This is a genomic window from Kutzneria buriramensis (assembly GCF_003387475.1).
Taxonomy (GTDB): Bacteria; Actinomycetota; Actinomycetes; order Mycobacteriales; family Pseudonocardiaceae; genus Kutzneria; species Kutzneria buriramensis.
In genome coordinates this window covers 196,682-220,408 of sequence record NZ_QUNO01000017.1, presented here as the reverse complement: position 1 = coordinate 220,408, position 23,727 = coordinate 196,682, and the positions used below count along the sequence as shown (strand labels likewise).

Here is a 23,727-nt window from a genome sequence, read left to right as displayed (position 1 = left end):
ACGTGTATCACGTAATATCGGATGACCTCTGTGACGATGACGCAGGTCAAGCGCGTCTTGTTTGTCTTTTTTGTTCGTATAGAACCTTATGTATGGTTGGTGAACAACCCGATTGCACTAATGGCGGTCCGCCGTCAAATGCGGACGGTGAGCGTACGGAAATGCCGAAGATCCGTCCTTTCGCGACGTGACCTTGGACTGCTAGGTTGCTGGGTTGTTTGAGCTGATTCTCGTTGGCCAGGGTGCAAGGGGAGGGCGCTGTGGCGTCGCTGAAGTTCGCTCTGCGCAAATTTCAGGGTCGAGTCATCACGGCAGGCATCGTGTTGGCGGTGACGGCTGTGCTCGCGCCGGCCATCGCCAACCCGGCCGTCGCGACCAGCAGTGATCCGGCTCCGTTCCACCCGAACGACAAATCGATCCCCGTGCAGCCGGTGGCGAGCCGCTACACCGCGCCGCCACAGATGCCCAAGTGGCAACCGACCTCGCCGAGTTGGCCATCGGGCAGCGCAGACGTGACACTAGCCACGACGTCCACAGCAGCAGTGCGCGCCGGCGCCCTTCCCGTGCGCCTGGCCAAGACTGCGGCGGCAGATGCGGCGCCGTCGGCCAAGGTCGATGTCAGCAGCAAACAGGCGGCGGCTGCCGCGGGGGTGCACGGTGTCGTCTTCTCGGTGCAGCGCACTGACTCCGGCTCCACGCCGAGCAAGGTTCACGTCAACCTGGACTACGGCGCCTTCCGCGACGCCTATGGCGGCGGCTGGTCCTCCCGGCTCCGTCTGGTGCAGCTGCCGGCTTGTGCGCTGAGCACCCCGATGAAGGCGGAATGTCGCGCGGAGTCGCCGATCCCGTCGGCCAACGACGCCAGGGCCGGCACTGTCGGCGGCGACATCGCCCTGCCCGCGAGCATCAGATCCGCCAAGTCGGCCCAGATCGTGCTGGCCGCGGATGCCGCCGACTCGGGCAGCGGCGGCGACTACAGCGCGACCTCGCTCAAGCCGTCCGGGTCGTGGCAGGCCGGCGGCTCCACTGACGCGTTCACCTGGTCCTACCCCATCCCGGTCCCCGCCGTGCCCGGCGGGCTTTCACCGAAGCTCCAACTGTCCTACAACTCTCAATCCGTGGACGGCCTGACGTCGTCGACGAACAACCAGGCGTCCTGGATCGGCGATGGCTGGGACTACTCGCCCGGCTACATCGAGCGCTCCTACCAGAGCTGCTTCCAAAATCCCACAGGCCCGACGAAGACACCCGACAACTGTTGGTCGGACAACAACACGCTGACGCTCTCGTTGAACGGCAGCACCAGCGCCCTGATCAAGGACGACGCCACCGGGACCTATGTGGCCCAGAATGACCCCAGCCAACGGGTGCAGTACCAGACCGGCGCCAGCAACGGCGCCCAGAACGGCGAGTACTTCACCGTCACCACCACTGACGGCACCCAATACGTCTTCGGTCAGAACCACTTGCCCGGCGTCGACCCCGGTGATCAGAAGAGCACGCCCACCAACTCTGTGTGGACCGAACCTGTCTACGCCACGGCAGCCAACCAGCCCTGCTACAACGCGACCTTCTCAGCGTCGCACTGCATGCAGGCCTATCGGTGGAACCTTGACTACATCAAGGACACCCACGATGACGTTGTCTCGTTCTTCTACAACACCGAGTCCAACAGCTACGCGTCGCACCCCGGCGCCCTGGTCAATGACCCGGCCTTCACCCAGGCCAACATGAGTTACACCCGCGGCGGCTACCTCGCCAAGATTCAATACGGACAGCGTGACGGCGGTGTTTACACCACGTCCCCCGCAGCGCAGGTGCTGTTTACCTCGACCGGCCGCTGCACCGACTTCACCTGCGACCCGAACACCGACCTCACCGCCGACACGGCGAAGAACTGGCCAGACGTTCCCTACGACCTCACCTGCGCTGCGGGCGCGGCGGACTGCAAGGCGCACGGCCCATCTTTCTGGTCCAACTACACGCTGCAGAGCATCGAGACCGACGTCCTGGTCGGCGCGACCGAGACGAAAACCGACACCTGGGCGCTCGACCACGACTTCCCACCGACCGGCGACCCGACAACGCCGTCGCTGTGGCTGTCCTCCATCACCCACACCGGCACGGATACCAGCGCGGGCGGCTCCACCGACCCGATCAGCCTGCCGCCAGTGACCTTCACCGGCACGACGCTGAGCAATCGGGTCAACCTCAACAACGGCTACTCACCGCTGACCCGTCAGCGCCTGAAGAAGGTGACCACCGAGACCGGCGAGACCATCACCGTGGACTACTCCTCGCCGGGCTGCGCCTCTGGAACACCGGATCCGGCCAACAACACATCACTGTGCTATCCGACCTACTGGACGCCGTCCACTCTGAACTCGCCGATCATGGACTGGTTCAACAAATTCATCGTCACGGGTGTTGAGGAAGACGATCCCCTCGACACCAGCTCCACGAACAAGATCCACACGGCCTACACCCCGATCGGCACACCCGCGTGGCACCACAACGACAATCCCCTCACCCCGAGCGACCAGCGCACCTACAACCAGTGGCGCGGCTACCAAGGGATGATCGTCACTACCGGATCCAACCCCGTCCTCAAAACGGCCTATACCTACTACCGTGGCATGGCCGGGCAGACCCCACCACAGCCAGACGGTGTGGCGAACCTGCGCACAGTGACACCGTCGGCAGACGCCGAACAGTTCCAAGGTGACGCATACGAAACCGTCACCTACAACGGCGACGATGTCGTCAGCGACACGATCAACGATCCCTGGACCAGTGAAGCTCTCGCCACCCACGCCCTGACTGGGCTGCCCGCTCAGCAAGCCTTCCTGACCGGCACCGCCGACACCAAGTCCTTCACCCGCTTGTCCAACGGCACGGTCCGCGAGACGGAGACAGACAACACCTTCGACGACCACGGCCGTATCACCAAGGTCAACGATCAGGGGGACGTCTCCACTGCCGCGGACGACCTGTGCACGACCACATCGTTCGACGACAACACCGACCGGTGGATCCTCGACAAGCCCTCGGAAGTCACCACCGTCTCAGTCAACTGCGACACCACACCGACGTTCCCCCACGACGCGGTGTCCGACGCCCTCACCTTCTATGACCAGGCAACCTCGCTCACCACCCCGCCCAATGCCGGCGACGTGTCGATGACCCAACAGGTTGCGTCCTACACCAACGGCGTCGCTGACCCACCGGTCACGCTGTCGACCACTGCCGACGACCAGTACGGTCGCCAGAAACTGCAAACCGACGGCAACGGCAACAAGACCACGACCGTCTACACGCCGGCCACGGGTGCCGCACCCACCGCCACGGCCACCACCGTGGCCGCGACGGACCAGATGCAGCTGACGACCAACGTCACGTTCGATCCGCAACGCAACCTACCGCTGACCAAGACTGACGCGGCGAACTACAAGACGACGCTGCAGTACGACGCGCTTGGCCGACTGACCACCGTCCTGAAGCCCGGCATGGCCGACGCTGCAACGAAGTACACCTACACCGTGTCGAACACGGGTCCGTCCGTCGTGGACACATACACGGTCAACGTTCGCAACGGCTACCGCCTCAGCGAAACCTTGTACGACGCGATGCTGCGAGCACGTGAAACGCAGAAGCAGACCCCCGACAACGGCCGCCTTATCACCGACACGGAATACAACAACACCGGTCAGGTCTCTGAGGCCACAGACCCATATTTCAACAGCAGTCCGGTGTCGACCACCTATGTGCGAGCTAGCGCCGATAAAGTGCCGTCGGCGACGGGCTTTACGTATGACGGCGCCGGCCGCAAGACCAGCGCCATCGCCAACTCGCTGGGAAGTCAGACGTGGCAGACGAATTACGTCTATGGCGGCAACTTCACGACCACGATCCCGCCTGCTGGCGCCCCAGCAACTACGGCGATTGTTGACGCCCGGGGCCGCACGACCGACCTGTACACCTACCACAGCGGCGTGCCCGCTAACCCGGCCGATCCGGCCACGGACTACAGCGCCACTCACTACACCTACTACCCGAACGGCAAGCAACACACCGTGGTCGACGCTGCCGGCAACAGTTGGTCCTACGAGTACAACCTGCTGGGTCAGCAGACATCGGCAACCGATCCGGATGCCGGCACCACCACAAGCACGTACGACAACGGCGGCCGACTGATCACTCAGACCGACGCGCGAGGCAAACAAGCCACCATTACCTACGACGGTGCCAACCGCAAGACCGGCACATACGACACCACCAGCACCAAGACTCTGTCGACTGCTAACCAGATCGCAGCATGGACCTATGACACCCCCGCGAAGGGCTACCCGGCCAGCACGACGTCGTACTCCGGCGGGGACACCTACACCCGCGCGGTGATCGCCTACAACCAGTTCGGTTCCCCTGGGGCGGTACAGACAACGCTGAGCGGTGAGCCCGCCGGTCTCTTGCCCGGCAACGGTTTGATCACTGGATACGGCTTCAGCGCCGAAGGCTATCCGACCCACGTCAACTATGCGGCCGTGGACGGACTACCCCACGAAGACGTGCAGACCGACTACGACGACTTCGGCGAACCGATTCTGCTCAAGGGCACCGTGGTCAACGGCAGCCCCGGAAACGGCGCCACCTGGCCGTTCGTCAAAGCCGTTGGATACTCCGAATACGGCCAGCCCGCGCGGTACACCCTAACCGGCGCGACCGGGGACATCACGGTCGACAACGGCTACGACGCCCAGACCCACGCGCTGACTGAGGTCACGACCACCGTGCCCTTCGCGCCAACTGTCGACGACCTGACCTACAGCTATAGTGGCAACGGGGTCTCCAAAGGCGCGGGACTAGTGACGTCCACAAAGGACGTCCAGAACGCCGGAGCTGCCACCGACACCCAATGTTTCACCTACGACTACGCCACCCGGATTACCGGCGCCTGGTCGGCCACCGACAACTGCTCGGCGACCCCCACGGCCGGGAACTCCACGACTGTCGGAGGCCCCAGCCCGTACTGGCAGTCCTGGGCCTACGACGCCGCCGGCAACCGGTCCACTCAGGTCGATCACAACATCGCTGGCGACCAGACCAAAGACACCACGACCACCTACAACTATCCGGCACCGGGCTCCGCCACCGACCAGCCCCACACGTTATCCAACACCAGCGCCACCGGGCCGGACGCCGCCACGAACACTGGTTCGTACCACTACGACGCCGCCGGCAACACCACCCAGATCAGCGGCGGCCCTATCGGCGACCAATCCCTAACCTGGAACGACCAGGGCAAACTGGCCACCGACACCACCGCCACCGGCGGTAGCTCCTACGTCTATGACGCCGACGGCAACCTCATCGTCCGGCGCGATCCCGGCAAGACCACCTTCTTCTTTGGTACCGAGCAGCTCACGCTCGACACGACCACACACAGCGCGACTGGTTCTCGGTACTACGCGATCGGCGGGACCACCATCGCAGTGCGGACCAGCAATGTCAGTAGCGGCAACCCGCAGTTCCTAGTCCCCGATCGGCAGGGCACCGATCAGCTCGTCGTCGACTCAGGCACTTACAAGGTCACCCGCAGGCAGTACATGCCTTTCGGAACCCCGCGCGGCACTGTACCCACCACGTGGCCTGGCGACCGTGGCTATGTCGGCGGCACACCCGATCCGACGACACAACTAGAGAACCTCGGTGCCCGCGAGTACAACCCAGCCACGGGCCGTTTCCTAACGATCGATCCCGCCATGGAAGCCACCGACTCGAACCAGCTCAACGGTTACGACTATGCGGGAAACAATCCGGTTACCGGCAGCGATCCGACCGGACTACTTATGAATTGCGGCCCGGACAACGTCGGCTGTGGCGGCCTGCCCGGCGGTCCTGCCCCCACGCAAGCCTCCATTGATAACTGGCATCAGATTTGGCAAAATTCGCAGGCGCAATTGTTGAACGAGTCGAGAGTTGTTAATCAGTGGCTCGGTCAAAATTCTCCATCTACTGACAATAAGATCACTCTCAATGCCCAGCTCACACTGCCGATCTATCATCCGAATGGCGACTACTGGAATTTCCAAGTCGGCAACGGGCATGGTGGGAGCACTAACGCGTGCTTTGGGGTACTTGCCTGCGAAGAGGCCGATCGATATTTGACGGCCCATCCAGACGATATTGAGGGCGCGAAATGGATTGCCGCCTTCTACTGTATCGAGAATCCCGAAAAATGTGCGGCTGACGCCAAGGCTGCCAAGGTGGGCTGGGTGATCGCTGATGCTCTTCAGGCTATGGCGCTCGGCGGGCTCGGCGGTATTGGCGGAATGGGTGGTGAGCTCGATGAACTCGGCGCCCTGAAAGGTTGCAATAGTTTCGCCGCGGGTACCCAAGTGCTAATGGCGGACGGCAAAACTGAGCCGATTCAGGCAATTAAGGTCGGGGACAATGTTGCCAATAGCGATCCGGACAGTCCTAGCTTGCAGCGGCATGTGGTTACCGCGGTACATGTAACTGACACTGACACGGACTTTGTTAGCCTTGCTGTTGCGACAGTTGGCGGCTCTCAAACTGTCACCGTCACTGCTCATCATTTGTTCTGGGACGACACTACTCATAGCTGGACTGCGGCTGTAGACCTTAGGTCTGGCGACAAACTCGGCGGAATTAGCGGCAAAGCGGCAATCATCGTATCCATATGGCGCTTTGCGAGTAGCATTCGAACATACAACCTCACGATCGACAACTTGCACACTTACTTCGTTGTCACGGGCGGCGTCCCGGTACTGGTTCATAATTGTGACGGCCTCGATGCGCTTGCAAAATTGCGGCAATCCCTTGGCTCGCCGTCGGGTGACGATGTTGTCTTATCTCGGCTCGATGTCAATGGACAACAATACTTTGGCATCAACGGACATGGGCAGAATTACCCACGACCGGCTGGCGTCACGCCGCAATCCATGACCCATGCCGAAGGCGATGCATTCGGGCAGGCCGCCCGTGCGGGGGTTCGCGGCGGGAACGGTACCCTCTATGTCGACGGCCTAGATCCATGTGGATACTGTCGATCCAGTCTTGCTGGGTACGCAAAAAATCTCGACCTCGACACCTTGACGGTGGTTGGGCCTGACGGATATCTTGGACAGTACGTTAGAGGCGGCGGGTATCGAACTCTAAGAAAGAGCTACTGATGCGGGTTCTAATTGAGACTCACGGTCAAGGTCAACATCATGACGAACGGGATTTGAATGAAGTTGCTGACGTTGACCGCCTTCTTGACGAACTCGCTGTGTCCAATGACGTAATCTTGATGCTTGGCGTTTCCGAGTACGGTGATGAAGCAGAACTGATTGTTGGTATCACTCGGGCTGGCTATGTAATTACACGGCTCGTTGATGGTGATTTTCAGCAGCTAGTCGGATCGCCAGAGGCGGTTGGTGAAACTGAGGTGATGCTCGGTGGTCAGCAAACACCTACGCCGAATCGGTGGCTGACTACACGTGTCGAAACGGCTCGAACCATTGGCACGTACGTAACTGACTCGACTTACCCGGACGGTCAATTGTGGGAACAGCCCTGACTGTAGTAGTTGGCCTGGAACCATCGTGTGGCGGCCGGTTGAAACCGCCCGGCTTGCGATTTGCTGTGGTACGGTCGCCTTTCATGACCGCGTCAAGCTCGGGTGGAGGAGTCGATGGCCGAGCGCTCCGGAGTTCTTGACGCTGGTCAGCTGCTCCGGGCTCGACGTTCAGCTGCGCCCACAGGTGCTCGTTCGGCCCCAGGTCGCGGTCGGGACACTGATTCGGGCATCGCGTCTAATCGTGTGCGCGGCGGCACCTCGCGTATGCTTGTGGAGCAATCGTGCACGTCACACTGTGGGAAACCTGACGATCGGTGATCCTGTGCGTGTCCATACCTCCTCCATTCAGATCGGGTGCGGCATGCATTTATCTATGTGTGGTTTCCTTAAGGCGGTTCCGCCTGCCGCGTCGTAGCAAGTTTGGCGTACCGATCATTGCCTGCCGGAAGCGGCTTCGCTGGGCGTACCTCCGCACACTGGCTACAGGTGGAGAAAATCCTGGCAGTGTGAGGGTCAGGGGTTCGAGTCCCCTCAGCTCCACAATTTGATCGAGCCTCTTCGGTCCAGCGGTTTTTGCTGGTCGGAGGGGCTTTTGATCTTTTGAGAAGGATCTCTGGTTGATCGCGCCTGTGGGTGACGTGGTGTCCCTACCGGCGCATTTCTGGAGCAGCGCGCTCCGTGCGGATAGGGTGTTTGATATCGCAATTCGCGCGGTGGTCAGGGATTTCGTTATCTCGCCCCATCTGCCGGCGATGTGGGAGTCAAACCCGACCGAACTGTGCAGAGTGTGATCGTAAAGTCTCGCTGAGTAACGGCCGGTTTCCAAGCCTTAGTTTGCAGGGCGGAATCCCATCGCAGGGTCGCGGTTATCGCACTTGATGTCGCCGTTCGGTAACTCCGATGAGGAGGACCGGCGTGGCCGGAGGGCGTCGAGTGCTCGCCGGGACGCGTATTACTGATCATCTCCAAGGCGTTCTAGCGTCCTGAATGGTCGGAAGGTCTCGTGTCCGGTGTGACAGAACGCCAGTGTTGTTTCGTCGGCGTTTGTCATGTCCTGTTGTTGTGATGCGTCTGAGAAATGAAGAACAGTAACGGTGCTATTGTGAGAACTGCTGTTCATGTCGCGCGTGCGTGTGAAGGTAAGGTCTTTCCTGGCATGTGTGTTGTTATGATCGGGTGCCGTGTTGCTCGGGATAGACGACGGTCCGTTGGCCGTGATGCCGTTGGCGTGATTGTTGTCGAGGAGCGCGCCAAAGGTCCCGCTGGTGCTGTGGTCGTCCTTGATCACGGCGGGGTGGGGATCGCGCACGGGGCGGGGTGGGGTTGCCGTGCCGCCAGGCGTCGGCGTCAGGCGCGGGAGGTCCGCGTGAGCGTCGGGGTGCGGTGGGTGCGGGGCCGGTCCGGTGGCGGGGTGGCCGTGTTGGGCGGTGTGCCAGCGGTGTTCGAGGTGTGCGAGGAGTCGCTGTTCGAGTTCCGGGGCGACGTGGCTGTAGGTCTCGACGATACGGTTGTCCAGGTGATGACCGAGACGGCGGGCTTGGGCGATCTCGGGGAGGTTGTCGGCGATCAGCCAGGTTTTGTGGCTGTGGCGTAGTCCGTGGAAAGTCAGCCCGGGCTTGATCGGCTGGGTGCGTGCCCGTGGGCCCTCGGTGGTGAGGTTGCCGTCCGCGGCGGGGCGCAGGACGCGGCGGATGAACGTCGAGCGCCACAGCCAGGTGCCGCTGGGCGTGGTGAACACGTACTCGTAGGGGTGGGTGTCCAGGTGTGTCCGCAACAGGTCGACCAGGAACGGGGGAAGGTGGATGCGGCGGGCGGAGGCGGCGGTCTTGGGTGGGCCGATCCAGCGCGTGCTTGTCGACTCGTGCAGCGCCCCGTGTTCGCGGTCGATGATCAGCAGGCCGCGGTGCAGGTCGATGTTGCGGCGGTGCAGGCCGGTGAGTTCGCCCCAGCGGCAGCCGGTCCACGCGGCGGTGATGATCAGGAGCCGGGCGGTGGGTCCGCCGAGCATGCCGGCTTGGTCGGCGATCCGTAGGACCTGCTCGGGGGTGGCCCAGATCTTCTCCGGGGTGATCCTGCGGGAGCGGCGGCCACGGCGGCGGCGTTTGTGGATGGGGTTGGCGGGGATGAGGCGTTGGTCGACGGCGTCGGTGAGGATCATGGACAGCAGGTTGACCCAGCCGGTGATGGTGGCCCGGGCGTAGCCGTCTTCGGCGGCTTCTTTCGTCCAGAGTGTGATGTCGAGGGTGGTGATGGTGCCCATCGGGGTGGTGCCGAAGCGGGGCAGGATGTGGCAGCGCAGGTAGCTATCGTAGTTTTCCAGGGTGCGTTGGTCGAGGTCGAGGGTGGGGAACCAGCGTTTCACCCAGTCGGCGACAGTGGTCTGGAATCCTGTGGGATCGAGCCAGGTGCCGCGGCGTTGGTCGGTTTCCAGGTCGTCGGCGTAGTTGGTGGCGGCTTTCTTGGTGGGGAACCCGGGTGCTGATCCGGTGGTGCCGTCGGCACGCCGGAAGCGGACGCGCCAGGACTGTGTTCCGGTCTTCTCGATCCAGGCCATGACGACCTCCCAGTGTGTTCGTGATGTGGTGGGGAGGAGTCATTGTGGTGGCTCACGGCGTGTTGGCCTGTGGTGCGGCTGGCCTCGTGCTGGAGGCGCCGTCTGCGACTGGTTGTCGGAGAACAGCGCGAGAGCGGCGCTGGGCGTTGGTGATGACGTTGGTCTTGATCGTCTCCAGGACGCCGCGGGTCTTGCGGACCTTGAAGGTGTCCGAGAGCTGCCGGAAGTTGCCGGTGAGGAACGTCATCGACGTCGCGGCGTAGATGGCGCTGTCCGCCGATGAGGATCCGGTCAGTGCACTCACGGCGGACGGAAGCAATCCAGCGTTCGGCATACGTGTTCATCCTCGGCACCTGTGGCGCGGTGAGCACGACGTTGGTCCCGGTGGAGGCGAAGACGGCGTCGAGCTTCGCATCGCGGTCGCGAATCAGATGTCTGAATCGGCATCCGGTCTCCTCCAGGTCGGCGACGAGATTGCGAGCGATCTGCGCGGTCCGTTGCGCGGTTGGGCTCGCGGTGACGCCGAGTAGGTGAACTCGCCGTGTCGTGATCTCGATGATGAAAGCGGCGTACAGTTGGTGCAGGTTCACGGTGTCGACGTGCAGGACGTCCAACTCCCGCACGCCAAGCGTCTCTGTGCGTGGGCTGCGTCAAGGTGCTGACGCTGATCGGCGGGGGTCGGCGAAGCCGAGGCTGACGTAGCCGGGTGCGCGTTTGGCCAGTGACGAGGCCAGGACGCCGGTGTTGACGTCGTGGTAGTCATGGACCTCGGCAGTGGTCTTGCCAGGGGAGGCGCGGAGGATACGGCCTGCGTATTGGACCAGGCGTCCCTTGAACGCGATCGGAGCGGCGAGGAACAGGGTGTCCAGCACGGGGCAATCGAATCCTTCACCGACGAATGGCCCGGTGGCGACGACCAACAGCGGCGTCTTCCCAGCCGGAGCGTGGAGTCGGCTGAGGGCGTCGCGTCGGGCGGTGGCGCCCATGCCGCCGCGTAGTACGACGGGGTCGAGCGACCGTTGCTGGAACCGGTCAGCGAACCGTTCGACATGGGCTGTCCACTGGGTGAGCAGCAGGCAGTGCCGGCCCCGTTCCAGTGCGGCGATCACGTCGTTGACGACCTGTGCGAGGCGGGCGTCATCGGCCACGAGATCACGGTAGATGGCCGCTATGCCGCCAGGCTTCGTCGGGTCGCCGTCGCCGCGGTAGCGGTAGACGGTGTCGTGCACATGGAGTACCGGTGTCGGACGCTGGGCGGTCTTGTCGAGTTCGAGCTGGGGCGCACTGTCCTTGTGTGCTGGTGTGGAGTGAGTGATGGTGTGGCGCACCGGGCCGAGCTGCAACGCGATGAGGTCGTCGAGCTTGTCACGACGGTACGGCGTCGCTGTGAGTCCGAGCCAGCGTCGGGCCGGGATCTGCTTGACGGCATGCTCGAACGCCGCGGCGGGGATGTGATGGCACTCGTCCACGACGATCAACCCATAGCTGCTGGTCAGCTGCTCGATGTCGGTCTTGCGGGCCAGGGTTTGCAGCATCGCGATATCGACCACGCCACGGGTCTTGCGGCGACCGCCGCCGAGTTGGCCGGCCTTGACACCCAGCATTTCGCTGATGCGCGTGCGCCACTGGTCGGCCAGGGCCTTACGGTCGACCAGCACGAGCGTGGAGGTCTCATGGGCGGCGATCACCGCGCAGGCCATCACGGTCTTACCCGCGCCCGGCGGCGCGACCAGCACACCGAGGTCGTGGTCGCGTAGATCGTCTACGGCGTCCTGTTGCTCGCAGCTCAGCGTGGCGGTGAAGGTGAACTCCCGCGACTCACCGGGCTGCCGCTCGTCGGTCACCTCGAGGCGGCTGCCTGCCTGCTCGACCAGCGCGGCCACCGTGTCCCGCAGTCCGCGAGGCAAGATGAGCCCGCCATCTAGGGTTTCGTCGTAGCTGCGCAGGAATCTCGGTGTGTCCCATGTGGACATTCGGAGGCGCTGGCGTTCGTAGAACAGTGGGTTCGTCATTGACGCGGCGTGCTTCAGCGTGGCGTGCAACGCTGGGGTCAGCTCGTTTGATTCCAGGCGGATTCCCGAGCTGAGCCGGGCATGCACGACAGGCGATGTGGTTGCGCGGATCCGGGTCGAGACCGCGGCGCCGATCTTGTCGATGCTGGCGCCGACGGTGATTGCACCGGCGCGGCGCGCGACCCGACTGACCTCGGCCGGGCTCATTCGGCCGAGCGAGGACAGATAGGCCCACTGGTCGTCGTGCGGTTCCATCGTCGCCAGGTCGAGGAATACCGTTGCCCCGTCCTGGCGGGCCTTGCCCTGCAACGGTGCGGCGATCAGATTCCCCACACCGCCGGAGGGCAGCACGTCCTGCGACGGGAAGAGCCGGTCGTAGCTGGCCAGGTCCATGCGACCACGTACCGCCATCGCCTCCCGCAACAAGGCTGTGCCGAGTCGGCGAGCTGTCTCCGCGGGCACAGGGGCGGTGAAGAACACCCACGCGTGCGCCCCCACTCCCGAGCGCGATACCTCCAACGCTGCCGGCGCCGACCATGCCCTGGCGGCTTTCAGATAGGCCAGGGCGTCCAGCATCGCCATCGGGCCGTCGAAATCAGCCGCAAGCCACCAGCACAGATCGCCGTCCAGTAGCGGATACAGCCCGACATGCACGTCACCGGTCAGATGCGAGTGCAATACGTCCTTGCTCAGAGGCAGATAGTCGCGGTCCTCATGACGAACGCCTTTGCGCCATCCGCCACGTGTCGCTGGCAGCCAGCCTGCCTTGCCCGTACGCGTGTTCTCCCACCGCGTGGCGTAGACGTCGGCGCGAGCGGCGAACAAGGCAGCGAAGAAATCGACCTTCAACTCCGGGACCGACCGCCGGTCGACCGGGCCGGGGTGCGCCTCGAAGATACCGGTCTGCACCGGGCCGGGCGGAGCCGCCTGTTTGGGTGTCAGCTCCAGCAGCCGCAGCAACCGCGCGTTCTCCGCACGCAATCGCGTTGTCACGGCACGGAGCTCCGCGAGTTCCTCCGCGAGCCCCGCGACCGTCGCTGGCTGGAGATCGTCGTCCACGGAACCCACCGTAGATCCGATGGTCAGATGCCCGCCTGTTCGAGGCGCTGGATGAGGGTGGGTTTGCGCGCATGTGCTTGCCGCAAGGCGGTGGTGCGCAACGTGAACGTGTCGTAGCGGTCCTCGCGTTCGGCCAACGCCCGCAGATCGGTGAGCAGGGTGACGGCGGCGTCGTACTCGGCCGGTTTCCGGGTGGCGATCAGCGCGTCGACGCGCGACCACGCGGCGTCTTCCTCGTCGGCCAGTGTGTCGAGTCGTCGTTCGCGGGCCTTCAGGCGCGCCTGTTCCCGGCGTGCCTCGTCTTTGGCGCGTTGGGCGGCGGCTTGGCGTTCACGGTCGGCCCGTCGCCGCGCCGCGTCGTCGAGCAGGTCGGCCACGGTCCGGCGGGCTGGGGCGGGGCTGGTGGGTGCGGTGTCGCCGCGGAAGCGGCGCAGCAGTTCCATCCGCACTCGCGCGGCCTCGCCCTGCGCGACTCGTGCCAGGAGCCGGTCCTTCTCGGCAACCGGTAGGCGGGCCACCCAAGCGCCGAGGTCTTCGGAATCGTCAGTGGTCTGCTCCAGCGGTGGAGAAGCCTGAGCCGCGATCGCGATCAGGTCGTCGTCGAGGCGTAGGAAGTCGGCCAGCGCCCGCTGCGCCGCGGTGAGCGCGCCCAATCCGGGTGGAACCGGTGGTTCGAGATCGTCGTCGGCGTCGCGGTCGAAGACGTCTTCGTCGCGTTCCCAGGCGCCGTAGGCGGCCAGCCAGGCGAGATAGAGCGGTCGCAGGTCACCGGCGGCGAGTTCGGCGCGGACCCCGATGATCCCCGACAGCAACGTCTCGGAGTCGTAGTCGAAGTCGAACTCACCGGCGTGGTCCGCGCTGGTGAGTTCGAGCAGGGTGAACTCGTGCGTGGTCCAGGCACTGACCTGGTCGCCGACGCAGTAGTCCTCGACGACGACCTGATCGAGCAGGTCGCAGGGTAGACGGAACATCACTCGGTGAGTGCCCCAGTTGGCCACGTACAGGTGCGCGTCGTAGTAGCGCTCCATCAACCGGCTGGGATTGCCCTTGAGGTCGCCCCAGTGGTACTCGTTCACGAAACTGGTGGCGGTGATCCTCGCCCGGGTGGACAGCGCCCGGACCTCGGCCTGCTCGGCATCGTTCAGCGGGCGGTCGATCGCCAGGAACTCGTAATACTGGTACTCGCTCACTGCCCGTCCACTCGGTCGGCAGGGGTGAAGGGTTCTGCCCGGAACGTCGAGTCGTCGCCCAGGTGGAAGAACAGGTGGCCCTCGATCGTGCTGTCGTCGACGAGAACGGCCCAGCCGCGTCCGCTGACCTGGTCGCCCTCGTCGACGCCCTCCCAGGTGAACTCGACACAGGGCCGGCCGTCCCGTTCGGTCGGGCGGCAGTCCAACCAACCGCGGACGGCGATGAAACCGAACTCGCCGGTCCCGTTCCCGCCGAACTCGATGAAACCCGGTTCGGCCAGGTCGATGGCATCGCGGTCCCAGCCGCTCATCTCCACGATCCGCCACCGGCCGGTCATCCGCGCCATGGACTTCGAAACACCCCTAGCCATGACGCGTCAGCGTAGCCATCGCGGGAGGGGTCTGTTCGAGGCGCCGCCGTTCATGGCGCACCGGCTCATCGCCGGCATGCCGAGGCCGAGGTCGTCCGCGCGGGTCGCGGGTGCGGACGCCACGTCTTCGAAGGCGGTTGGAGGACGGTGGTTGGGTCGACGCCCAAGTGCGCACCCATTCGTGCGCGGGACCGGCCGAGGGGGTAGAGGTGGATAGCGGCCGAGGTCGGACCCGTTCGGCTCCGGGCTGGGCCGACTTCAGCGGACGGGCGGTAGCCCAGCCAGCTGGGCCCATCCTGGTGATACTCGCCGCGGTCAAGCGGCTACGCAGGTCTCTGACCAGGGTAGATAGTGCTGTAGACCGACACAGGGATAGCAATCTTCGTTTCTTTCGAATAACCTGGTGTCGTTGACGCCTACTTCGACGGTGGGCGGCGACGGCAGCTGGTTCCCGACGGGCATCATGGTGGAGGACAGATGAGTCACGCGCTCCTGGAGCAGCAGACCGTGCTGCCTCCAGAACCTGATCACGGCCGTGACGAGCTGCACAGGCTGGCGGCGTTGTTCGAGCACGCTCCTACAGCGGGACAGGCCGTGCTGGTCGGACCCGACGGTGTTCGTGTCGCGCTTCCCCACTCGGTTTACGAGGCGCTGCGGCAGGTTGTCGCGGCCTTGACCGAGGGCCTGGCGATCACGCTGGCACCACACACGATGAAGCTGACCACGCAGCAGGCGGCCGACATGCTCAGCATCTCGCGTCCCACGTTGGTCGCGCTCCTGGAGCGTGGCGAGATCCCGTTCGAGAAGGTCGGCCGGCACCGTCGTGTGTTGTTGACTGATCTGCTCGACTACCAACAGCGCGCGCGCCAGCAGCGCAAGGCGATCCTGCGCGAGATGACGCAAGATGCCGAAGACCTCCAACACGTGGACGGCTTCGAGGTCCTCGACGACTGATGGGCGTGCCGACGACGCGAACAGCTAGGTGACTGCGAAACTGGGGGTGTGCCCGCGTTCCCCGCTCTCCTGGACGCCTGCGTCCTGGTCCCCGTCAACCTGACCGATCTGTTGCTGCGTCTGGCCGAAGCTGACACCTACCGCCCGCTGTGGTCGGCAGGCGTGTTGGCGGAGGTCAGGCGCAATATGCTCAAGTTCGACGACGTGACTGAGGCTAAAGCGGACAGGCGGATCGGGTTCATGCGGGCGGCTTTCCCGGACGCCGAGGTCACAGGGTACGAGGACCTGATCGACTCGATGACCAACCATCCGAAGGACAGGCATGTGCTGGCAGCCGCGGTGAGGGCGGACGCGGCGGTCATCGTCACCGCGAACCTCAAAGACTTCCCTCGGTCCGCGCTCGACCCGTACGACCTCGACGCCATGGGGCCTGACGACTTCCTGCTGAACCAGTTGGATCTCTATCCACAGCAGACGGTCCAATGTTTGCGAGACTTGGTGGCGGACAAGAGGAACCCACCAGTCACGGTGGAGGCGTTCCTGGCCGGATTCGTGCGGACCGTCCCGCGCTTCGTCGCCGCTGTGCGGCCACGGATCCCACCCGCCATCACCTGAACCCGACGGCCGAGGGGCAACGGACGCGGACCTGCCGTCACCGCGAGGAATCGGCGCTCGATCATGTCCATGTGCGAGGGAGGCGCGTCAGGGGAGCGCCATTCGGAGATGGGGACCTGTTGGGTTCCAAAAGTAGGTCACCGCTGCTGACCAGCGGTTTTATGCGGCCCGTTCGTACTCGTTGATCAGGCCTCCGAGCACCTGCTGTCGCTTGATCCGCTGGGAGTTGAGGTTCGCCACGGGGTGGGTTGGCCGCGGTGGGCGAAGTTCGCGGGACCGGTGCGGCCGTCGACCGTTGTAGTGCCGGACGTACTCGGCGAGCACGGCGCGCAGATGCCGCTGGTTCAGGATCAGCATGCGGTCGGTGAGCTCGGATCTGACGGTGCGCACGAATCGTTCGGCGTAATAGTTCGCCCGAGGACAACGTGGAGGGATCTTCACCGTCGTGATGCCGACGTCAGCCAGGACAGCATCGAAGGAGGCCGCGAACTGGCCAGCCCGGTCACGGACAAGAACCCTGAACTCATCGACTCGGACACCGAGATCCATCACGAGGTTGCGGATCTGCTGGGTGGTCCACCCGCCGTCCGGATTGGTCGTCGTGCCGAGGACGTGGACGTAACGGCTGCCGACCTCCAGCACGAACAATACGTATATCCGTTGGAGGGTGAACGCGCAGTCGACATGGAAAAAGTCGCACGCCAGCATCGTCGAGGCCTGCGTACGCAGGAACTGCCGCCAGGTCGTGTCGGTGTGCCGGGCCGACGCGGGAGGTATGCGCGCCCGTCTCAGGATCCGCCGGATCGTCGAGGAAGCGACCTGGTGTCCGAGCTTGAGCAACTCGCCCTGAATCCTCTTGTAGCCCCAGTTGGGGTTCTCGGTGGCCATCCGTTCGATCAGTCCGGTGATCGCTTCGTCGACGGGTGGACGGCCGTGGCGGTTAGGTCCACTTCGCGGATACCAGGCGCCGGTGCCAGCGCAGGATCGTTGCGGGGGTGACCAACCGGTGCGGCCGCAGCCCCGTGGGCAGCAGGCGGACCAACGCGGCGACCACCGCCCGGTCGGCCCAGTCCAGGCGAGGTTTCGCGTTGCTTCTGCGCAGCACGGCCACCTCGTGGCGAAGCACCAGCAACTCGACGTCCTTGGACGCCGACGAGCGACCGAGCAACACCAGCAGGCCCACCAGCCTGAGGAAGATCAGATAGAGCAGACGCAGCACCACGGCGGACGATCATGCCCTGCCCGTCATGTGTCCGTTGCCGTAGGTCGGATGCGTGGACCGACTTCTGGAACCCCACAGGCATGCAATAGGAAGCTCGGCGTTTTTGGGTTGATTACGGCATGCAACCCCGTCAATTCGCGAAATTCCGACAGTAGCAAAGGACTCCTTAAGACATCGCTGGCGACAGTGCGACGAGTGCCGAGGGAGCTTCCAACGGCGGCGTTGCGATTTAGGACGGGAGTTGGGCTTCCAGGGCTGCGAGCTCGCCGGTCGCGACGACCCAGGAACGCGCAATGACGAATCCAAGTGCCCGGTTGACCCTGATCATGTGCACGTTCTCGGCGCCGGTCGTGGTTTGGATCCGGGTGAGGTCGGGGTAGTCGGCCATCAGCCAATTGATCATGTGCGCCTTGATGTACGCCCCGATGCCGTGTCCGCGATGCGCGGGCAGAACGGAGGTGTCGCGCTGGTGGACCACCCCCTTGGTGTGTGGCAGCAGTTCCACCTCGGTAGTGCCGGCCACTGCGCCGGAGGCTTCATGAACAGCGACGACCACGCGCTGCTCCACGCCGCGGTCGCGCAAGGCACGCTCGGCGACTCGGACCCGCTCTGGAGTCCACTCCGGTGACTCGTAAGCCGCTTGACCGAGGGGCGCGTCATGAATTGCGCCACGTGCGTCGGCGTAGGAAATGATCAGGTCATCGGGCGCTTGGCCGATCCACCGAACGACACGATAGCCAGCCGGCGGTTCGACCGCCCAGGCGGCCGGATCGGCGTCTTGAAGCGCCAGCCGCTGGCTCACGGTCGCATGCGTCAGTCGAAAGCCGCGCGCGACGGCCCACCGTTCGCCGACACCGCCTCCGGTGATCCACCAGCCCTCGACGGTGGTCCGCCCCTCGGCACGCAAGACCGGAAAAAGAGTGCGCAGGAAGTCGATGCCGATGCCCTGTCGGCGCGAATCCGGATGCACGGTGATCTCGACCGAGGCGACGTCGTGGGTCTCCAGCATCGGTAGGTTGACCATCATGTGCCCGACCACCTTGCCAGCCTGATACGCGAACCAGTGTCGAACGGCATCGGCATCGGTACTGGGCCTACGCAATCGGCCGATCACCGCCTCGTAGCTCGTGGCCGGCTCGTGTGGGCGGTCGATCTTTGCGCTCGCAACGGCCAGTTTGTGGTACTCCGCCAGTGCGGCCTCATCCGTCTGATCTGGGTTACACGGCCTGATGTCAGCTTGCGAGGCCACGACGATGATCCTCTCGTTTTTCTGCAGCAATGTCCGCGAATTCTCCACCGTAAGCGATCATTGAGAACGCTATCATGATCAGTCCGAAGCTTGGCAGGCTCATTACGACAATTATCGACACGTGCAGTGCGGCGACCAGAAAAACGGCAATTGAACGCAATCGGCGGCGGCCGATAATTGTCAGTGCGATGAACAACTGCACGGCAATGACCGACCAGGTGATGCTCCTGATCAGCCACGGCGTGTCTAGGGTGGGTAGAATCAGTTGGGAGGCGGCAGTCGGAATGCCAACATAGGGGTCGTTTGCCACGAAATAGAAGGCGCTGCCGCCTCGCCAAGCTGGATCTGCCAGTTTCGTGACGGCGGCCGTGACGTAGATTATGCATAGCTGAAAACGGATCACGAGTTGCGCGGCAAACGCGCTGCCCCGCCACCGCGCTCCAAGCGGCCTTGCTGGTGCCCGCCACTGCCAGACCCGGTCGTCGCCGAGGCAGAGCGGAACAAGCAGCAGTGTTAGCACGACCGCCGCGCTGTCCCCGCCGTTGGCTACCGTCATGCTCGCGGCCAGGCTGTAGGTGACATACCAGTGCGGAACGCAGGTCCAGCGCGGGCGGTAACCGGCGCCCACTATGGCCAGCGTGCCAACCGCGACTATGCGGCTGATCAGGACGTGGCCGGTCAAGCCGCTGTCCAGACACCACAGCGAGAGGGAACGGACAGTGTCGCACCGCATGCCGGAAGTCAGCCCGGTGGCGTCAGCGAACAGGGCCGAGTCGGGGGTGAACAGGATTTCGGTCAGCGTCGCAAAGGCGAGTAGTGATCGGCCGATCGCCAGCCAGCGACATCGCGGCTCGAATGCTGTCGCGGCGTGGGACACGAGTCGCACTGCGTCGGTCACCTTGCGCATGTCAGATTCACCAGTGCGACCCGCGCGACGCGACGCGGCGAGGTCGGTAGGTCTCCCGAAGGCGGAAAGTTCGGCCGATCGATGGCGATCACCGTAGGCCCGCACAGGGTCGGCGTCGTCGACGAGTTCGTCAGGGCGAGGTTTGACGATGTTGGTAGAAACGGGCCGCATTCCGCGGGATTCGCAGCCTCACAGGCCCGCCAGTATCGGTCGGGAACCTCCTGGGCCAGCTGCGTTATCTCGAAAGCCGCAGAATCGCCGGCCCGGTCGAGCCCCCAGGTGAAGTCGGACCACTCCTGGCGTTGTGTCTCGAGGGTGAGACGCATGCCGTCCGGACTCACTCGATAGGCCGTGAGGACATTCTTTCCGCTGAGATCAGTGAAAAACGACCAGCCCTGTGGCCAGATCACGGCATAAGCGCCGAGGTGGTCTCCGACCAGATCCGGCGCGATGCCGCCGCCCCACTGGGCCAGCATGGATATCAGCAGGCTGACAAGAAGGATCGTGAGTGTCAGCCCGAACCCGCGACGGGCATGCTCATTTTCGTAACCGACGACAGCCGGCGATCCCGATGATCCCATCTTGCCGATTCGCACGATCGTAGCCCCCACATTGCCTTCAGGCCACACACTCCCCCATGCGGACGGATCGGTCAAGCGGATCGCCCGGTTCGGTCTTCGCTACTCTGGGCCCACCTGAGGACTGCTCTGATAGCCTTGGTTGAGTCCCTATCGCACGAATGGCCTCCGTCGCGGCGGCAAGAGTGGCGCGAGTCACATACGTTCGTCGCTGTTCGGCACTGGTCGTTTGTGCCATTGTCCGCCGGCTCGGGGCGGCGGACAGCCCGTCGCTGGCGGGTCAGCCAGGCTGAACGTGGGGGGAGAGATCGTGTGGAGTTCCTGATTCTGGGTCCTCTGGAGGCGAGGAGCCAAGGACATCCGATACGGGTCGTCGGCACCCGACAACGCAAACTGCTGGCCCTGCTGCTCCTTAACCTGAATCGGGTCGTGACGTTCGAGCACCTTGTGGACGAGCTGTGGGACACGCCGCCCGACTCGGTGCGGCAGCAGGTGCACAACGCAGTCGGCAGCCTTCGCCGGAATTTCGCCGCATCCGCTGAGGACGTGCGAGTGACGACAACCGAGGCCGGATATCGGCTGGATGCCTCGGCGTCGTCGGTCGACCGGGAGGAGTTCGGCCGGCGAATTCGCGAGGCCAAGATCGCCGAATCGCACGGCCGAGTGGACGCCGCGATCACCCACCTTCGGGCGGCGCTGGCGATGTGGCGCGGAGACGTGTTGTCCGGACTACGCAGCCCGTCCATCGACATCGCGGCTACGAGCCTCCAGGAACAGCGGCTGACGGCAGTGGAGGATCTCGCGTCCCTACGGCTGCGCGCGGGCGAGGCCAATGCGATCGTCGGCGAACTGCGCGGCCTCGTCGCTGAACACCCACTGCGTGAGTCGCTGCGCGGCACGTTGATGCTGGCGCTGCACCTGAGCGGACGTCAGGCCGACGCGCTCGATGTATACGACCGAGGTCGACGGCTGATGGCAGAAGAGCTGGGACTTGATCCCGGTCCGCAGCTTCGTGCTGTGCAGTCGGCCATTCTCAATGGCACCGCCGAGGCGGTCGTGTCAGGGCCGGGCTCGCTTCCGGTGGACAGCCCCACGCGCGAGGAGCCGAATGAGGCGTCTTCGGTTGAGGAGGTGGCGGGGCGGTGTCTCCTGCCTCGTGACACGAGGGACTTCTCCGGCCGCGCCACCGAGTTGGTCCAGCTGGTGTCGGAGGCGAAGTCCACCCTCCCCACCGCCCTCGTGATCTCGGCCATCGACGGCATGGGTGGGGTCGGCAAGACCACGCTTGCGGTCCATCTCGCCCATAGAATCGCTCAGGACTTCCCGGACGGCCAGTACTTCATCGATCTACACGGCTTCAGCCTCGGAGTCGAGCCGGTCACATCGGAGCAGGCGCTCGACACGCTGCTGCGCGCCTGCGGCGTGCCGGTGGAGAGCGTGCCGGCCGACCTGGACAACCGGCTGGCCCACTGGCGCTCGCGCATGGCGGGCAAGCGGGCCGTCATCATTCTCGACAACGCACTGGACGCCGCGCAGATCCGGCCGCTGCTGCCTGGCACACCAGGCATCCTGGTGATCGTCACGAGCCGGCGGCGGCTGACCGCGCTGGAGGGCATAGTCCCGCTGTCCCTGGACGTCCTCCCGATCGACGACGCCAGGACGCTATTTACCCAGATCATCGGCGAGGACCGAGCCGCTGCGGAACCGGAGGCGGTGGCGACGGCAGTCGAGCTGTGCGGGCGGCTGCCGCTGGCGATCCGGATCGCCGCAGCCCGGCTGCGCGATCGACAGGGCTGGCTTGTCGCCGATCTCGTCGAGCGTCTGGACAGCCAGGCCCGACGCAAGCGGTTCCTGCAGACCGGCGACCGCGGCGTGATGTCCGCGCTCCGACTGTCCTGCCGCTACCTGTCTGACCAGCAGTACCGGCTGTTCCGGCTGCTTGGCCTCCACCCGGGGCCCGATTTCGACGCGTACGCCGCAGCTGCACTGGCCGGTCTCCCGCTGGACGAAGCCGAGGTGTTCCTGGAGACACTGCTCGACGACAACCTGGTCCGTCAGGACACTGTCGGCCGGTACTACTTCCACGACCTGGTTCGGGACTGCGCGAACGAGCTGTGCACGGGGCTCGACAGTGAGGAGGATCGGCGGGCGGCCGAGGGGCGGCTCCTGAGCTACTACCTCCAGTCGGCCGACACCTGGGGTAAGCATCTCAAGGGCGACGGCCCGCGGTCCACGGACGTCGAGCAGAAGGTGCCGGGCAGCGACTACGAGCCGAACCACGTGAAGACCGCATATTCCAGCGATGAGGCGATGAGGCTGCTGGACGTGGAGTACGCCAATATTCGTGCCGTCGCCCATCTTGCTGCCGACGACGGCTGGCACCGGCTCTGCTGGCAGCTCGTCGGTGCCCTGCATCCGTACCTGAAGTCGCGCAACTACGCAGGAAACACACGTGCTCTGTTGGAAAAGGGATTGCGGGCCGCCGAGGCCGACAACGACCTGAACGGCCAGTCCGTATGCCTGCATGTCATCGCCGCTGCCTGCCGGCAGCGCGGTTCGACCGCCGAGGCCCGCAGATACATCGAGCGCGCTCTCGCGCTGAGCCGCCGGACCGGCGACACCTATCGGGAGGCCGCGCAGCTTACCGACCTCGGATTCATGTATCACACAGACGATCAGCTGCAGAAGGCCTACGAAACGTACCGCCTCGCTGAGGAGATTCTCGCGCGGGGCCGCAGTACGAGTCTGAACGCCGTGATCGCCAACAATCTGGGCGTGATCTGCCGGGATCTCGGCCGCTTCGAGGAGGCGGCGACTCTCGGCCGGCGCGCGCTGGAGATCGAAAAGGCCAACGGTGAATTTCCTCGCCGCACCACCCTGAAGCTGTGGAATATTGGTATGGTACTGCATTTTCAGGGGCAGCACCGGCAAGCCGAGCGGACGTTCGAGCAGGTGGGCGAGGCCAGCCGGCGGGCCAGTTTCGAGACCGGCACGATGACGTCGCTGCTCGGCCTGTGCTATACCGGCCGGGCATTGGGGAACTTAGAGAGCGCGTTGGACAACGGCCGGCAGGCGCTGGCCCTGGCCCGGCGTATCGGCATCCGCAAGAGCGAATGCGAAATCCTGAATACGCTCGGCGAAGCGATGTTCAGCACGGGCGATCTCGAGAAGGCCGGCGAGATTTTCGAGCGGGCCCAGGAGTACTCGCTCAAGTACGGCTTCGCCCGCCACGTCGCGCGATCATACGAAGGGCTCGCGCACATCGCCTGGACGCGACAGCGACTGGAACAGGCGCAATCGCACTGGACACAGGCGCTCGAGTCATACCCGGACGGCATGATCGACGCCGATTACGCGCGCCGCCATCTCGACTCCCTGACGGACTCAAACGCAGACTGCGTGCGCTGTCGGATCGCCATCAGGTCGGACTGACG

At 64.4% G+C, this 23,727-nt stretch carries 15 protein-coding genes; 5 read left to right on the top strand and 10 right to left on the bottom strand.

The features are described from left to right. Positions 1–260: 260 nt before the first annotated feature. Together BCF44_RS40715 and BCF44_RS54925 are read left to right on the top strand one after the other, a co-directional pair. Positions 261–7,193, top strand: coding sequence for an RHS repeat-associated core domain-containing protein (locus BCF44_RS40715; RefSeq protein WP_116179841.1), 6,933 nt, complete (start codon positions 261–263; stop codon positions 7,191–7,193). Further along, positions 7,193–7,582 (top strand): hypothetical protein, encoded by a 390-nt coding sequence (locus tag BCF44_RS54925; RefSeq protein WP_147328825.1) that lies wholly within the window; start codon positions 7,193–7,195, stop codon positions 7,580–7,582. Before BCF44_RS40715 ends, BCF44_RS54925 begins: the two co-directional genes overlap by 1 nt. Positions 7,583–8,534: 952 nt before the next feature. On the opposite strand, the gene BCF44_RS40710 is transcribed toward BCF44_RS54925, so the two are convergent. From BCF44_RS40710 to BCF44_RS40690, 5 genes are all read right to left on the bottom strand, one after another. Further along, the gene (locus BCF44_RS40710; protein ID WP_116179840.1) at positions 8,535–10,136 is read right to left on the bottom strand and encodes a tyrosine-type recombinase/integrase; all 1,602 of its coding nucleotides are present in this window, start codon (positions 10,134–10,136) and stop codon (positions 8,535–8,537) included. Between the two features lie 52 nt (positions 10,137–10,188). Further along, entirely contained in the window at positions 10,189–10,440 is a 252-nt protein-coding gene (locus tag BCF44_RS40705) for a hypothetical protein (RefSeq protein ID WP_147328824.1), read from the bottom strand. 346 nt (positions 10,441–10,786) lie between these two features. Next, positions 10,787–13,207: a DEAD/DEAH box helicase gene (locus BCF44_RS40700; protein WP_211353453.1), complete on the bottom strand. Its 2,421-nt coding sequence runs from the start codon at positions 13,205–13,207 to the stop codon at positions 10,787–10,789. A gap of 23 nt (positions 13,208–13,230) precedes the next feature. Continuing rightward, positions 13,231–14,397, bottom strand: coding sequence for a hypothetical protein (locus tag BCF44_RS40695; protein ID WP_116179838.1), 1,167 nt, complete (start codon positions 14,395–14,397; stop codon positions 13,231–13,233). Beyond that, the gene (locus BCF44_RS40690; protein WP_246016091.1) at positions 14,394–14,768 is read right to left on the bottom strand and encodes a hypothetical protein; all 375 of its coding nucleotides are present in this window, start codon (positions 14,766–14,768) and stop codon (positions 14,394–14,396) included. The genes BCF44_RS40695 and BCF44_RS40690 overlap by 4 nt, the downstream gene beginning before the upstream one ends. A gap of 477 nt (positions 14,769–15,245) precedes the next feature. On the opposite strand from BCF44_RS40690, the gene BCF44_RS40685 reads away from it, so the two are divergent. After that, positions 15,246–15,722 carry a helix-turn-helix domain-containing protein gene (locus BCF44_RS40685; protein ID WP_116179836.1) on the top strand — a complete coding sequence of 159 codons (477 nt, stop codon included), beginning with the start codon at positions 15,246–15,248 and terminating at the stop codon, positions 15,720–15,722. Between the two features lie 48 nt (positions 15,723–15,770). After that, entirely contained in the window at positions 15,771–16,337 is a 567-nt protein-coding gene (locus BCF44_RS40680) for a VapC50 family PIN domain-containing toxin (protein ID WP_116179835.1), read from the top strand. Between the two features lie 159 nt (positions 16,338–16,496). On the opposite strand, the gene BCF44_RS57000 is transcribed toward BCF44_RS40680, so the two are convergent. The 5 genes from BCF44_RS57000 to BCF44_RS56050 form a co-directional block, all read right to left on the bottom strand. Continuing rightward, a complete protein-coding gene (locus BCF44_RS57000; protein WP_246016090.1) occupies positions 16,497–17,225 on the bottom strand; it encodes an integrase core domain-containing protein in 729 nt (242 codons plus the stop codon). Positions 17,226–17,277: 52 nt separating this feature from the next. Continuing rightward, on the bottom strand, positions 17,278–17,559 hold the full coding sequence (locus tag BCF44_RS56995) for an integrase (protein ID WP_246016089.1): 282 nt from the start codon (positions 17,557–17,559) through the stop codon (positions 17,278–17,280). Positions 17,560–17,788: 229 nt separating this feature from the next. Then, complete coding sequence (locus BCF44_RS40665; protein ID WP_116179834.1) at positions 17,789–18,856, bottom strand: GNAT family N-acetyltransferase; 1,068 nt, start codon at positions 18,854–18,856, stop codon at positions 17,789–17,791. Continuing rightward, positions 18,792–19,715 (bottom strand): sporulation-delaying protein SdpB family protein, encoded by a 924-nt coding sequence (locus tag BCF44_RS40660; RefSeq protein ID WP_170218022.1) that lies wholly within the window; start codon positions 19,713–19,715, stop codon positions 18,792–18,794. Before BCF44_RS40660 ends, BCF44_RS40665 begins: the two co-directional genes overlap by 65 nt. Continuing rightward, complete coding sequence (locus BCF44_RS56050; RefSeq protein WP_170218021.1) at positions 19,703–20,311, bottom strand: hypothetical protein; 609 nt, start codon at positions 20,309–20,311, stop codon at positions 19,703–19,705. The genes BCF44_RS40660 and BCF44_RS56050 overlap by 13 nt, the downstream gene beginning before the upstream one ends. Positions 20,312–20,605: 294 nt before the next feature. Between BCF44_RS56050 and BCF44_RS40655 the strand changes: the two genes are divergently transcribed. Beyond that, a complete protein-coding gene (locus BCF44_RS40655; RefSeq protein ID WP_116179832.1) occupies positions 20,606–23,725 on the top strand; it encodes an AfsR/SARP family transcriptional regulator in 3,120 nt (1,039 codons plus the stop codon). Positions 23,726–23,727: the final 2 nt, after the last annotated feature.